The organism is Ramlibacter sp. WS9 (assembly GCF_003797765.1).
Lineage (GTDB): Bacteria > Pseudomonadota > Gammaproteobacteria > Burkholderiales > Burkholderiaceae_C > Ramlibacter.
Genome location: NZ_RKMB01000024.1, coordinates 21,513 through 35,446 on the forward strand (window position 1 = coordinate 21,513; position 13,934 = coordinate 35,446).

General features: G+C 65.0%; 12 protein-coding genes. 7 read left to right on the forward strand and 5 right to left on the reverse strand.

The window, feature by feature from the left end:
• Window positions 1-212: 212 nt before the first annotated feature.
• On the reverse strand, window positions 213-2,051 hold the full coding sequence (dnaG, locus tag EEB15_RS25990; protein WP_141512872.1) for a DNA primase: 1,839 nt from the start codon (window positions 2,049-2,051) through the stop codon (window positions 213-215).
• A 96-nt stretch (window positions 2,052-2,147) separates the two neighbouring features.
• Between dnaG and EEB15_RS25995 the strand changes: the two genes are divergently transcribed.
• Both EEB15_RS25995 and EEB15_RS26000 read left to right on the forward strand, forming a co-directional pair.
• A complete protein-coding gene (locus EEB15_RS25995; protein ID WP_141512873.1) occupies window positions 2,148-3,794 on the forward strand; it encodes an acyl-CoA synthetase in 1,647 nt (548 codons plus the stop codon).
• Window positions 3,795-3,848: 54 nt separating this feature from the next.
• Window positions 3,849-4,754 carry a YihY/virulence factor BrkB family protein gene (locus tag EEB15_RS26000; protein WP_141512874.1) on the forward strand — a complete coding sequence of 302 codons (906 nt, stop codon included), beginning with the start codon at window positions 3,849-3,851 and terminating at the stop codon, window positions 4,752-4,754.
• 4 nt (window positions 4,755-4,758) lie between these two features.
• Here EEB15_RS26000 and ggt read toward each other — a convergent pair whose 3' ends face one another.
• Entirely contained in the window at window positions 4,759-6,585 is a 1,827-nt protein-coding gene (ggt, locus tag EEB15_RS26005; RefSeq protein WP_141512875.1) for a gamma-glutamyltransferase, read from the reverse strand.
• A gap of 81 nt (window positions 6,586-6,666) precedes the next feature.
• Between ggt and EEB15_RS26010 the strand changes: the two genes are divergently transcribed.
• Window positions 6,667-7,593 carry a LysR family transcriptional regulator gene (locus EEB15_RS26010; protein ID WP_141512876.1) on the forward strand — a complete coding sequence of 309 codons (927 nt, stop codon included), beginning with the start codon at window positions 6,667-6,669 and terminating at the stop codon, window positions 7,591-7,593.
• Here the strand turns inward: EEB15_RS26010 and EEB15_RS26015 are convergent.
• A complete protein-coding gene (locus EEB15_RS26015; RefSeq protein WP_141512877.1) occupies window positions 7,590-8,348 on the reverse strand; it encodes a 3-hydroxyacyl-CoA dehydrogenase in 759 nt (252 codons plus the stop codon). The genes EEB15_RS26010 and EEB15_RS26015 overlap by 4 nt on opposite strands.
• 217 nt (window positions 8,349-8,565) lie before the next feature.
• Window positions 8,566-9,609, reverse strand: a complete 1,044-nt coding sequence (locus EEB15_RS26020) for an extracellular solute-binding protein (protein ID WP_141512878.1) — start codon at window positions 9,607-9,609, stop codon at window positions 8,566-8,568.
• Window positions 9,610-9,688: 79 nt separating this feature from the next.
• Between EEB15_RS26020 and EEB15_RS26025 the strand changes: the two genes are divergently transcribed.
• Window positions 9,689-10,588: a patatin-like phospholipase family protein gene (locus tag EEB15_RS26025; RefSeq protein ID WP_141512879.1), complete on the forward strand. Its 900-nt coding sequence runs from the start codon at window positions 9,689-9,691 to the stop codon at window positions 10,586-10,588.
• A gap of 491 nt (window positions 10,589-11,079) precedes the next feature.
• On the opposite strand, the gene EEB15_RS26030 is transcribed toward EEB15_RS26025, so the two are convergent.
• Complete coding sequence (locus tag EEB15_RS26030) at window positions 11,080-11,625, reverse strand: phasin family protein (RefSeq protein WP_141512880.1); 546 nt, start codon at window positions 11,623-11,625, stop codon at window positions 11,080-11,082.
• A 197-nt stretch (window positions 11,626-11,822) separates the two neighbouring features.
• Between EEB15_RS26030 and EEB15_RS26035 the strand changes: the two genes are divergently transcribed.
• From EEB15_RS26035 to EEB15_RS26045, 3 genes are read left to right on the forward strand one after another with little or no spacing between them, the layout of a single operon-like run.
• On the forward strand, window positions 11,823-12,752 hold the full coding sequence (locus EEB15_RS26035; protein WP_141512936.1) for a histone deacetylase: 930 nt from the start codon (window positions 11,823-11,825) through the stop codon (window positions 12,750-12,752).
• Window positions 12,749-13,195, forward strand: a complete 447-nt coding sequence (locus EEB15_RS26040) for a thioesterase family protein (RefSeq protein ID WP_141512881.1) — start codon at window positions 12,749-12,751, stop codon at window positions 13,193-13,195. Before EEB15_RS26035 ends, EEB15_RS26040 begins: the two co-directional genes overlap by 4 nt.
• Window positions 13,192-13,920: a nitroreductase gene (locus EEB15_RS26045; RefSeq protein WP_141512882.1), complete on the forward strand. Its 729-nt coding sequence runs from the start codon at window positions 13,192-13,194 to the stop codon at window positions 13,918-13,920. The genes EEB15_RS26040 and EEB15_RS26045 overlap by 4 nt, the downstream gene beginning before the upstream one ends.
• Window positions 13,921-13,934: the final 14 nt, after the last annotated feature.

Below are 13,934 nucleotides of genomic sequence, written 5' to 3' on the forward strand. Positions count from 1 at the left end.
ACGAAACCCGGCGCGGGTGACGGGACGCCGCGGCCCGGGCGGGGCCTCAGCTGTCCTTCGAAGGGCAAGATGGATGGGCGAACATTTGGGGTGCAGTCCTTGCGGGGAGGGGGCCTGTCGGGAGCGTGATGTCCACTGTCGGCCTGGGTCCGGAGGTGCTGCTGTCGCTCTTGCGCCTAGCAAACCCTACATTATACCGTTACATGTGAATTTCAAGTCCGCGTCGCGTTGGGCGGCGTTAAAAGCGCCTGCTGCCGGCGCGAAAGTTCGTACAGGCGCTCCTGACGGGCTGGATCGCTCAGCGGCATTTGGCTGGCCTGGGCAATTTCTTCGCGGATGGCATCCAGGTGGATTCCCTGCATGGCCGACCTGACTTGGACCACGCCGATTTCATCTGCATCCGAGCCATCACCGCTTCCCAGCAGGTTGTCGCGTTCCATGATCTGGAGGGCCAGGCCGGCGAACGGCATTTCCCCCAACGCCACCTGAATGGCCGCCCAAGGCTCCCCGCCCCGATCATGAAATGACGTGTCGATCCAGCCGAACAGATCCCCGTAGGGTGCCTGCAAGTCGCAAAGCGCGTGGTGATCGACATCCGACAAGGCAGACCATCCGCCGGAATTTCGCAACACAAAACGGGCAACGTGCTCGGCCAGCGCAAGGGATTTGGGCTTGACAGCATGCCGGGAGCCGGCACCGAAGGCGCGTTGCCGGTAGGACGCGGTGCCTTTGCTGCGCTTGCTTTGGGTCGAGACCGAGATGCCCCACAGCTCGGACACTTCACGCGGCGCCAGCTGGGCCTTTTCGGACAGGGCGGAGAGAATCTGCCGTTTGAGCGCGCCTTCCGGCATCAACTTCCACATCGGCGCCGCAGCGCTGAGCATCTTGGAACGCCCCTCAGCGCTCGAGAGGTCGCAACCTTCAGCGACCGAGTCGAGCAAGAACGAACTCAACGGCACGGCGGACTGGACATACCGGGCGAAAGCGTCACGGCCGAATTCGCGGATGTAGCTGTCGGGATCGTGCTCCGCGGGCAGGAAAAGGAACTTCACCGAGCGCACATCGGTGGCGTAGGGCAGGGCACCGTCGAGCGCCTTGCGCGCGGCGCGCCGGCCGGCCTCGTCGCCATCGAAGCTGAAGACCACCGAGTCCGTGAAGCGGAAGAGCTTTTGCACATGGTCGGGCGTGCAGGCCGTGCCGAGCGTGGCCACGGCATTCGGGAAGCCGAGCTGCGCCAGCGCAACGACGTCCATGTAGCCCTCGGTCACGAGCACATAGCCCTCTTCGCGCAATGCCGAACGTGCTTCGAACAGACCGTAGAGTTCGCGGCCCTTGCTGAACACCGGCGTTTCGGGCGAATTGAGGTATTTGGGCTTTTCGTCTCCGAGCACGCGCCCGCCGAAGCCGATGCATTCGCCCTTGACGTTGCGGATGGGGAACATCACGCGGTCGCGGAAGCGGTCGTACCGCTTGTCTTCGTCCTCGTTGACGATCACCAGGCCGCTCTCGGCCAACATGGGATCGTCGTAGTTGGGAAAGACGCTGGCCAGGCTGCGCCAGCCCTCCGGGGCGTAGCCCAGGCCGAACTGCTTCGCGACTTCGCCCGAGAGGCCTCGGCCCTTGAGATAGTCGATGGCTTTGGGCGAATTCTTGAGCTGCTTCCGGTAGGCCTCGCCGGCTTTCTCCAGCACGTCGGTCAACGTGGCCTGCTTCTCGCGCTGCTTGGCGGCGCGCTCGCGGTCCTGCGGCGAAGCGTCTTCTTCAGGCACCTGCATGCCGTACTGGCCGGCGAGATCCTTCACGGCCTCGACGAAATTCATCCCCGCGTGTTCCATCAGGAACCCGATCGCGTTGCCGTTCTTGCCGCAGCCGAAGCAGTGGTAGAACTGCTTCGTGGGGCTGACCGAGAACGACGGCGACTTCTCGCCATGGAAGGGGCACAGCCCCATGAAGTTGGCGCCGCCCTTCTTGAGCGGAACATAGCGGCCGACGATCTCCACGACGTCGGCGCGCGCGAGCAGTTCCTGGATGAAAGTCTGCGGGATGGCCATCGGGTTGCGTAGTCCTACCTAATTGCTGCAGCGCAGCAATGCGCGTACGCTACAGGCACACCCGGCCAGAACGGGGAAACATTGGAGACAAGAGACATGACAAGCATTTTCGACCAGGACTTGCCGCGCAACCCGGCCAATTTCGCGCCGCTCTCCCCACTGTCGTTCATCGAGCGCGCCGCGGAAGTCTATCCGCAGCGGCTCGCCGTGGTGCACGGTGACCTCCGCCGGACGTGGAGCGAGGTCTATACCCGCTGCCGGCGGCTGGCGAGTGCGTTGGCTCGCCGTGGCGTCGGCAAGGGCGATGCGGTGGCCGTGATGCTGCCGAACACCCCGCCCATGGTCGAGGCGCATTTCGGCATCCCGATGAGCGGCGCCGTGCTGAACGCGCTCAACACGCGCCTGGACGCCGAATCCATCGCCTTCATGCTCGACCATGGCGAGGCCAAGGCGGTCATCGTCGATCCGGAGTTTGCCGGGGTCATGAAAAAGGCCATCGCCCTGCGCAAGAACTCGCGGCCGCTTCTGGTTGTCGACGTGTCCGACGCGCTCTTCACGGGCACCGTCGAGCCCATCGGCGAGGCTGCGTACGAAGACTTTCTCGCGGGCGGCGATCCTGAATTCGCATGGGAACCGCCTGCCGACGAATGGGACGCCATCGCGCTCAACTACACGAGCGGCACCACCGGCAACCCGAAGGGCGTGGTCTATCACCATCGCGGCGCGGCGGTGAACGCGATTTCCAACATCCTCGAATGGGACATGGGCCGGCATCCCGTCTACCTGTGGACGTTGCCGATGTTTCATTGCAACGGCTGGTGCTTTCCCTGGACAGTGGCGGCGCGCGCCGGCGTGAACGTGTGCCTGCGCAAGGTGGAAGCGCAGGCGATCATCGACGCGATCAAGACGCATGGCGTCACCCACTACTGCGGTGCACCGATCGTGCACGGCATGCTGGTCAATGCGCCGGACGAGATGAAGAAAGGCCTGCCCACCGGCGTGAAGGCCATGGTGGCGGGCGCTGCGCCGCCGGCCTCGATGATCGAAGGCATGGAGCGGATGGGCTTCGACCTGACGCATGTCTATGGCTTGACTGAGGTGTACGGCCCGGCGACGGTGTGCCCCAAGCACGACGAGTGGAACGACGTCGACATCGGCGAGCGTGCCCGGCTCAATGCGCGGCAGGGCGTGCGTTACCACCTGCAGCGCGATGCACGGGTGATCGATGCGCAGACCATGAAGCCTGTCCCGCTGGATGGCGAGACGATGGGCGAGATCATGTTCCGCGGCAACATCACGATGAAGGGCTACCTGAAGAACAAAGCCGCCACCGACGAAGCTTTCGGCGGGGGCTGGTTCCACACCGGCGATCTGGCCGTTCAGTACCCGGACGGCTACATCAAGATCAAGGACCGCAGCAAAGACATCATCATCTCGGGCGGCGAAAACATTTCATCGATCGAGGTCGAGGATGTGTTGTACCGGCACCCTGACGTGCTGGCCGCGGCAGTGGTTGCCAAGCCCGATGCGAAGTGGGGCGAGACGCCCTGTGCGTTCGTGGAATTGAAGGCGGGCGCGTCAGTCACAGCGCAAGACATCGTGGCGCATTGCGAGAAGCACCTGGCGGGCTTCAAGGTGCCCAAGGCCGTGGTGTTCGGCGAATTGCCCAAAACCTCCACCGGCAAGATCCAGAAGTTCGAGCTGCGCAAGCAGGCTGGCTCAGCGGCCGCGATCGACGTCTGAGGCAGTAACGCCGTTCCCACGGCGGCGCGGCCAGGCTGCATACTGGGCGCAACCATGCCCGTCATCAGTCCGCAAGCCGCCCACGTCCTGAAAAATCCCGGCGCGTTCGCCTGGTGCGTGCTCAAGGCTTTCAAGAAAAACCAGGGCCTGTTGCTGGCAGGCGCCGTGGCGTACTACGCCTTACTCTCGGTCGTTCCGCTTCTGATTCTGGTGGCGATCGCGCTTTCGCATGTGATCGATCAAGGCGAACTGCTCAGCACGCTGGGCCGCTACCTGGAATGGATCATTCCCGGGCAGTCGGGCGCGCTGATTACCGAACTGCGCAACTTCCTCGACCATCGGGAAGTCATCGGCTGGCTGCTGCTGGTGACCATGCTCTTCTTCAGCTCGCTGGCGTTCACCGTGCTGGAAAACGCCATGCAGGTGATCTTCCTGCACCGCATCGCCACACGCAAAAGGCGCTACGTCGTGTCTGCCGTGCTGCCGTACGCCTACATCCTGAGCCTCGGCTTCGGCTTGCTGGTCGTGACGCTCGTCGCGGGCAGCCTGCAGGCGATGGGGCAGGAGAGCGTGGACTTTCTGGGGAGGGAGTGGTCGCTCAAAGGTGTCTCGGGCGTGCTGCTCTATTTGCTGGGCCTGGCGGGCGAGATCTTCGTGCTGAGTTCTGTCTACATGGTCATGCCGGTGGGCCGCCTGTCGTGGCGGCATGCGCTGATCGGGGGCGCCACAGCCGCGTTGCTGTGGGAAATCACCCGGCATGTGCTGGTCTGGTATTTCAGCACCCTGTCGCAGGTGAGCGTGGTCTACGGCTCCCTCACCACTTCGATCATTGTGCTGTTCAGCCTGGAGATCGGTGCCACGCTTTTGTTGCTCGGGGCGCAGGTCATTTCGGAGTTCGAGCGGATTGGCCTGCCCAAAGAGTCCGAGCCGGCCAACCCGCTGCGCACCGAGCCGACCTGAGGCGTCAATCGCCCATCACGATGCCCTCGCGCCGCGGGTCGGCGCCGCCGAAGAAACCGGTGGGCGTCTTCTGGATCGCCTGCAGTCCGCTGGTCATCGTCTGCTCGCGCACCTCCGCACCGCGGGCGCGCAGCGCTTCGACGGTGGCGGGCGGGAAGCGCTTTTCTTCCAGGATGCTCGGACCGTTCAGCGACGCGAAGTTGGGCAGGTTGATCGCCTGCTGCGTGTTCAGCCCCCAGTTCAGCACCCCGTACAGCGTCTTCGCCGTGAAGTGGATGATGAGCGCGCCGCCGGGGCTGCCCCCGCTCATCACCAGCTGGCCGGTCGCCTTGTCGAACACCAGTGTCGGCGCCATCGACGAACGCGGGCGCTTGCCGGGCTGCACACGGTTGGCGATGGGTTTGCCTTGCGCGTCGGCGGGCGCGAAGCTGAAATCCGTGAGCTCGTTGTTCAGCAGGAAGCCACCGGGGCCGCCCTTCACGCTCACCATCTGGCGCGCCCCGAACTGGTCCTCGATGGTCGTCGTCATGGCGATCGCGTTGCCCCAGCCATCGACGATGCTGATGTGCGAGGTGCCGTATTCCGGCTGGTCGGCGCTGGGCGCATAGGCGGCCTTCACGGCACCTGGTGCTCCCGGTTGCGCCACCTTCATGCTCTGCGGGCCGATCAGCTTTGCGCGCTCCGCCAGGTACGCAGGTGCGAGCAGGCTCGCCCACCCACCGGCAGGTGGCTGCACGAAGTCCGGGTCACCCAGGTATTGGGCCCGGTCGGCAAAGGCGAGCCGCGCCGCTTCGGTGTACAGATGCAGCCAGTTCGCCGAGGGCAATCCGGTCTCCAGCGGGATCGCGTCCGCGTGGACGTTGTTGAGGATTCCAAGGATCTGGCCCACGGCAATCGCGCCGGAACTTGGCGGCGGGAAGCCGCAGATACGGAAGTCACGCCCCTTCGCCTTGTAGTCGTGGCAGATCGGCTCGCGCTTCTTCGGCTGGTAGCCCGCCATGTCCGCGAGCGTGAGCTTGCCGGGGTTGGTGGGGTGCGACTGCACCTTGTTGACGATGGCCTGGGCGACCTCGCCTTCGTGCAACGCCTTCGATCCTTCCGCGGCCATTCTGCGCAGCACGGCCGCGAGTTCCGGATTGCGCAGGGTGTAGCCGACCTCGCGCACTTCGCCGGCGGCGTCGAAGAAATACGCCGCGGCCTGCGGATCCTTCTTGAGGTGAGCGTCGGCCTTCGCGAGCGTGTTCAGCCGCGGGCTGACCTTGAAGCCGTTCTCCGCCAGCATGATGGCCGGCTGCAGCAACTGCGCCCAGGGGAGTTTTCCGTACTGCTTGTGCGCCATCTCCAGCATGCGCACCGCGCCCGGCACGCCCACCGAGCGCCCGCCGACCACCGCGTCGGCAAAGGGCAGGGGCTTGCCGTCGGCTCCAATGAACAGTTTCTCGTCCGCGGCTGACGGCGCGGTCTCGCGGCCATCGAAGGCTTCCACATCCTTGCCGTTGTAGTGCAACAGGAAGGCACCGCCGCCGATGCCGCTCGATTGCGGCTCGACCAGCGTCAGCACCATCTGCACCGCGATCGCGGCATCGACCGCCGAGCCGCCGGCCTTCAGCACCTGATAGCCTGCGTCCGTGGCCAGAGGGTTGGCGGCGGCCACCGCGAACTTGTTCGTTGCCCATCCCGGCTTGGCGGTGAAACCGGAAGAGCCCTCGGGCTGGAGGTACTTGTCCCTGCGCGCGACCTCATCGGCCGGCGTGCGGTAGCTGAAGCCGGAACCGGCGCAAGCGGCAAGCAGCGCGGCGGCCGCCAGTGCGGTCAGGACATGTTTCCTCATCGGGTCTCCTGTGAATGTTGGCCGCGACTATAGGGTCGGCTCCGCTGCCCCACAATCGCGCATCGCAAGAATCAATGTTCCATGGAATTTGACAATCTCGACGACCTGCGCGTTCTGTTGGCCACTGCGGAAACCGGGAGCCTGACAGGCGCCGGCCGCCGTGGCGGCCTGTCGACGGCGGCCGTCAGCGCGGCGATCAAGCGGCTGGAGACGGCGCTGGGCGTGCGCCTCTTCGAGCGCACCACGCGTTCGCTGCGGCCCACCGCCGAAGGCGAAGTGATGATCGACCATGCACGCCGAGCCCTGGAGATCGTCGCCGACGGCCAGGCCAAGGTACGCGCCGGGTCGGCCGGCCTCACGGGGACCATCTGCATCACGTCGGCGGCCGTTTTCGCCCACGAGATGCTGGCGCGCTGGCTGGCGGAGTTCGCGGCGCAGCATCCTCACTTGAAGGTGGACCTGCTGGTGAGCGACGCGCACCTCGACCTGGTGCGTGACGGCATCGATCTCGCCTTGCGAAACGGCCCGCTGCCCGATTCCAGTCATTCGGCGCGCCTGCTGGCGTCGGCCCGCCGCATCGCGTGCGCAAGCCCTGAATACGTGATGCGCCACGGTGCGCCGCAGCAGCCGTCGCAGCTTGCCGATCACGAGTGCTTCGTCTATCACGTGCGCGGCCGTCGCATGGACGTGTGGCAGTTCGCTCGCGGGGACGAGCCGCCGCAGCAGGTACGCGTCGGCGGACGGCTGGCCTGCAACGATGCATCGATCGCGCAACAGTGGGCGCTGCAGGGCCGCGGCATTCTGTACCAATCGGAGCTGGCGCTGGTCGACCTGCTTGCCGACGGCCAGCTGGTGCAGCTGTTGCCCGGCTGGCAGGGCGAGGATTCGTCGCTCTTCGCCGTGCTGCCCAGCCGCCGCTATGTGCCGACGCGTGTGCAGGTGGTGATGGACGAGCTCGCCGCGGCCTTCAGCAGCCGGCTCGCCCGGCTGCACGACATGGCGGGTTAACGCGGCGCAAGGCGGATCGCGCCGTCCAGGCGGATCGTTTCGCCGTTGAGCATGTCGTTTTCGAAGATGTGCTTCGCGAGCTTGGCGTAGTCTTCCGGGGTGCCCAAGCGCGAAGGGAAGGGCACGCTGGCGGCCAATGCGTCCTGCACTTCCTGGGGCATGCCGAACAGCATCGGCGTGCCGAAGATGCCCGGTGCGATCGTCATGTTGCGGATGCCGTTGCGCGACAAGTCCCGCGCTATCGGCAGCGTCATGCCGACGACACCGCCTTTGGACGCGCTGTACGCGGCCTGGCCGATCTGGCCATCGTAGGCCGCGACGGATGCCGTCGAAATCATGCAGCCCCGCTCGCCGGTGCTTTCCGGCTCGTTCTTGCTCATGGCCTCGGCCGCCAGACGAATCATGTTGAAGCTGCCGATCAGGTTGACGGTGATGGTCTTGGTGTAGACCGCCAGCGAATGGGCGCCGTTCTTACCGACGGTCTTTTCCGCGGGGGCGATGCCGGCGCAGTTGACGAGCCCCATCAACTTGCCAAGCGAAACAGCTTTGGCGACCACCGCTTGGCCGTCGGCTTCCTGGCTCACGTCGCACTTGACGAACGCGCCACCGATTTCCTTGGCGACCGCTTCCCCTTTTTCCACCTGCATGTCGGCGATGACGACCGTGCCGCCGGCCGCGGCCAGCATGCGCGCCGTGCCTTCGCCAAGGCCGGACGCGCCGCCGGTGACGATGAAGACTTTGTTCGCTATTTCCATTCCGATTCTCCTGGTTTCCGTTTACGTTAACGTCAACCACGATTATCGCCTTCGCCGGCAACGCGAACTCGGCGCGTTCGACACGGCCTGGAGCCGGTCAACTTGCCGGAAAGACAAAGCCCGAACGAAGTCGGGCTTTTTTGGTGAGCGGTGAGCCGCCAGAAGGGCGGACTCGACCGCGAACAGACCGCGGCGGTTTCGCGCGGTGCGAAGCGCCTTAGCGGAATCCGACCCGGTCCAGCATCTGCTGAACCTTCACCTGGTTCGCCCCAACGGCGGCCAGCGGAATCGTCTCTGTCTTGAAGTCCCCGCCACCGCTCATCGCCGTGAGCGCGGGGTTGTTCACCTTCACGCCCTTGGCGGTCGGCCATTCGTTGTTGCCGTTCGCGAAGTAGTTCTGAGCATCGGCGCTGGCCAGGTATTCCAGGAATTTCACCGCGTTGGCCGGGTTCTTCGCGTTCTTGGCGACGGCGCCGCCGGCGATGTTGAGGTGCGTGCCCCACGACGACTGGTTCGGAAACACGACGCCGACACGCTCCATCAGCGCCTTGTCTTCCGGATTGCTCGAGCGGATAAGGCGGGCGATGTAGTAGGTGTTGCTCACGGCGATCTGGCACTCGCCGGAGCTCACGCCCTTGATCTGGTCTGTGTCGCCACCCTTGGGATCGCGCGCGAGGTTGGCAACGACGCCCTTGAGCCAGGCTTCGGCTTTTTGCTCACCGAGGTGTTCGGTGACAGCGCCGAACAGCGACAGGTTGTACGGGTGGGAGCCGGAACGGATGCAGATCTTGCCCTTGTTCTTGGCGTCGGCGAGTTCCTCGTACGTGTCGACGTCCTCGCGCTTGACCTTGATCTTGTCGTACACGATCACGCGCGCGCGCGTCGAGAAGCCGAACCACGGCGTGCCTTCGGCGGTGGCCTTGCCACGGTATTGGGCAGGGATGGCATCGTCCAGGAGCTTGGACTTGACCGGTTGGTACAAGCCGTCCACCTCGCCCTTGTACAGGCGCGCCGCATCCACCAGCAAGATCACGTCGGCGGGCGACGCGGTGCCCTCGGCTTTCAGGCGGGCGAGAATGCCGGCGTCGTCTGCATCGACGCGGTTGATCTTGATGCCCGTGGCCTTGGTGAAGTTTGCGTAGAGCGCCTCGTCGGTGGAGTAGTGGCGCGCCGAGTACAGGTTCAGCACTTGTTCCTGGGCCGAGACACCGGCAGCGGCCAACAGCAGCGCGCAGGCCAGGCCGGCAGACTTCTTGATCATGGAAATTCCTTCGGGAGAGCGTTGAGCGAATGCCTGGATAATAAAGCAAACACGAATCATTCTCAATTGTATGTGCTTGATGAAGATCAAAAGATCGCTATTTCTCCTCTGTGCGGCGAGCTTCCTGGCGGGCTGCGCCTGGGGCCCGTCCAAGGACGAGCCGCCCGTCGCGGTGCCGCCTCAGCCGGTGGCCAAACGCCCCCCGAAGATCGGCTTGGCGCTGGGCGGAGGAGCGGCCAGGGGCTTCGCCCACGTAGGGGTGATTCAGGTGCTGGAGGAGTCCGGGCTCAAGCCGGACTTTGTGGTCGGAACGTCGGCCGGCAGCCTGGTCGCCGCGCTGTACACGAGCGGGCGCAATGGCCAGCAGCTGCAGCAGGTGGCGGAGGCGATGGAGGAAGCCACTTTTGCCGACTGGACGCTCCCGATTTTCAGCCGCGGGATGCTGCGCGGCGAAGCCTTGTCCCGGTACGTCAACACGCAGGTCGGCAACAAGCTGATCGAGCAGATGCCCGTGCCGCTCGGCATTGTGGCCACCGACCTCAACAGCGGGCTGGGCGTGTTGTTCCAGCGCGGCGACACCGGTACGGCGGTGCGTGCCTCCAGCGCCGTCCCGGCCCTGTTCCTGCCGGTGAAGATCGGCGCGCAGGAGTACGTCGATGGCGGCCTGGTCTCGCCTGTGCCCGTGCGCTACGCGAAGCAGATGGGCGCCGAACTGGTCATCGCTGTCGATATTTCGAGTGCGCCGGAGGGCAACCCATCGGACGGCACGCTGCAGATCCTGCTGCAAACGTTCGCCATCATGGGCAAGAGCATCAACAGCTATGAGTTGCGCGATGCGGATGTCGTGGTGCGTCCCGCGCTGGTCGGCGTGGGAAGCGCCGATTTCACCGCGCGCCGCCGCGCCATCGAAGCCGGCCGTGCGGCCATGACGCGCCTGCTGCCGCAGCTCAAGGCGGCGATGGAAGCGAAGGCGAAGTAGCGTTCTTCACCGATTCCATGTCCTCTCGGGGAGTTGCGCTCTTGGACCTCGCTGTAACGCCGTGCACCGCCGGGCCGCGGCGCGATGGCTACGGCGTCCGGCATCGCTTGCTGTCGCAAGCTCCTGCCGGAGTCCCCGCGGTGGACGGTCTTGCGGCCCAGCGTGGCTCGAGAGCGCCCGACGCGCGGATCGAGCCATGCGACCGTCTCATGCTCGCGGCATCTGTTTGAACCGCGCAAGGCGCGGTGAGTTATGCCGCGCTGGGCCGCGCGGTCCATGAACGCGACTCCCGGAGCTCGGCGAGGAAAAATAAAAAAAGGGCAGATCTTGCGATCTGCCCTTGAAGGATCCCTGAACCCGCGATGGAGTGTCGAAAGGACCCGAGGAGACAACCTGAAGAACTCTTGTTCAACGAACAGGAGTGTCGAATAGATGCCCCGAGACTTGTAGAGTTCCCGCTCCAGCCAGCTGGAGCGTTGCTGCAAATCGGGTTAGCGCTTCTTGGCGGTCGTGGTCTTGGCGGCGTTCACGGCCTGGCTGGCGACGGCGTTGAAGTTGGCTTCTGCCACGTCGGAGGCTTGCTTGACAGCCTTCTGGACCGATTCCAGGGCGTTGTTGCCAGCGGCAACGGCGCTCTTGAACACGGCGACGGCGGTTTCGCTGCCGGCCGGGGCGTTCTTGGCGGCGTTGTCGACGACAGCCAGGAACTTCTTCTGGGCTTCAGCGGCTTGCGATTCGAAAGCCTTGCCGAATTCGGCGCCGGTGCCCGAAGCGATGTCATACAGGTGACGGCTGTAGGCGGCGGTCTTCTCGGCCAGGGGCTGGAACAGGGAAGCTTGCAGGGCCAGCAGCTCTTGCGCGTCCTTGACGCCCAGGATGGCTTGCGTGGTGCCGGCGGCTTCGGCCAGGGCAGCCTTGGAGGCGGTCAGGTTCAGCTCGACGAGCTTCTCGACGCCTTCGAAAGCCTTGGTGGTCAGGCCAAACAGGGTTTCGACGGAAGCTTTTTGCGAGGCCAGGACTTGTTCAGCGGTCAACATATAGAAAATCTCCAGTAGTTAAGGGTGGCAATCGATATCTGCTCTGAACCGGCCTAGGCCATCAATATGTTGCAGTGCAGCATGGATAGAAGTATAGGGGCAGCGAGCGCCATTGCAAGCGGTTTTTGCTGCATTGCAACATTCTAGAACGCGGCCCCTAGAACCGAGGATTTCATCGCCCGGACACAATGGCTGGGATGCAGGTCTACTACGCCACGCAATTCGTCCTGCCCCTGCCGGAAGGACACCGGTTCCCGATGGCCAAATACCAGCTCCTGCGCGACCGGCTCGCGGATGAGTTGCCGCAGATCGAGCTCATGCAGGCCTTGCCGGCTACCGACGGAGAACTGGCGCTGGCCCACAGCCCAGCCTACATCGACGCGATATCGACCGGCACAGCCGATGCCAGGCTCATGCGCGAGATCGGCTTTCCCTGGAGCCCGGCCATGGCAGAGCGGGCACGCCGTTCCGTAGGCGCGACGATTTCCGCGTGCCGGGCCGCCTTTGCGCAGGGCATCGCCGCCAACGTGGCCGGCGGCACGCACCACGCGTATGCCGACAAGGGCGGCGGCTTCTGCGTTTTCAACGACACCGCCGTAGCCTCGCGGCTGATGCAGGCCGAGTGGGGTCGCTCGCGGCGCGCGCCACTCAAGATCGCCATCATCGACCTCGATGTGCACCAGGGCAACGGCACGGCCAGCATCTTTCGGGGCGACCCCACGGTCTTCACCCTCTCGATGCACGGGCAGAAGAACTTCCCGTTCCGCAAGGAGGCGAGCGACCTGGACGTGGACCTGCCCGACGGCTGCTGCGACGATGAGTACCTGCATGCGCTTGACAGCGCGCTGGATGAACTGGAGCGGCGTTTCGATCCCGGCCTCGTCATCTACCTGGCGGGCGCGGATCCGCACGAGGGCGACCGGCTCGGGCGCCTCAAGCTGACGTGGGACGGCCTGGAGGCACGCGACCGGCGCGTGTTCGACTGGGCCTGGCAACGGCGCGTCCCCCTCGCTTTCGCCATGGCGGGCGGCTATGGCGTGCGGATCGAGGACACCGTGCAGGCGCAGGTCAATACCTTCCGGGTCGCGACGCAGTATTTCGCGCGCTGGCAGAATCAGGCGCGATGACCCAGACCCCTGCCGCCAAACCGCAGCCCGAGCCGCGCGGCGCCTACAAGACCTTCCGCACCATCAGCACCCGGTGGATGGACAACGACGCCTACGGCCATGTCAACAACGTCGTCTACTACAGCTGGTTCGACACGGTGGTCAACGCCCACCTGATCGAAGAGGGCGCGCTGGACATCCACCACGGCGAGACCATCGGCCTGGTGGTGGAGACCCAGTGCAACTACTTTTCGTCGATCCAGTTCCCGCAGATGGTGGAAGCCGGCCTGCGCGTCGCGCATATGGGCAAGTCCAGTGTGCGGTACGAAGTCGGCCTGTTCGTGCACGGCGAGCCGCTCACGGCGGCCCGCGGCCACTTCATCCACGTCTACGTCGACCGCGCGACGCGGCGCCCGGCAACGTTGCCGGAGAAACTCAAATCCGTCCTGGAGGCCCTCAAGTGAGCCAAACCCAAGTCAGCACCGTGGTGGAAGACCCCGGCAGTGTCGATGCCGCGATCGAAAGCCGCTTCTCGTGCCGGGCATTCCTGCGCGACAAGCCGGTGCCGCGCGAAGCCATCGAGGACATGCTGAGCGTGGCGCGCCGCGCGCCGTCGGGGACGAATTGCCAGCCCTGGAAGGTGTACGTGTTGCAAGGCGCCAGCCGCGACGCCCTCGTGGACAAGGTGTGCGCTGCGCATGATGCGATCTACGCCGACCCGTCGCTGGCGGCCCAATACCCCGAAGAGTACGACTACTACCCGGAAAAGTGGGTCTCCCCCTACATCGACCGCCGCCGTGAAAACGGCTGGGGCCTGTACGGGCTGCTCGGTATCGCCAAAGGCGAAAAAGAAAGGATGCACGCCCAGCACCACCGCAACTTCCGCTTCTTCGACGCGCCCGTGGGCTTCATGTTCACCATCGATCGCGTGATGGGGCGGGGTTCCCTGGTGGATTACGGCGCTTTCCTGCAGAACCTGATGGTCGGGGCGCGTGCGCGCGGCCTGCACACCTGCCCCCAGGCGGCATGGAACGGTTTTTCCAAGATCATCCTGCCCCACGTCGGCGCGGGGCCCGACGAGATGCTGGTGTGCGGCATGTCCCTGGGCTATGCCGACCAGAGCGAAAAGGTGAACACCTTCCACACGCCGCGTGCGCCGGTGGAAGAGTTCACGCACTGGCTGGACTAGCTGCGCTCAGCGCG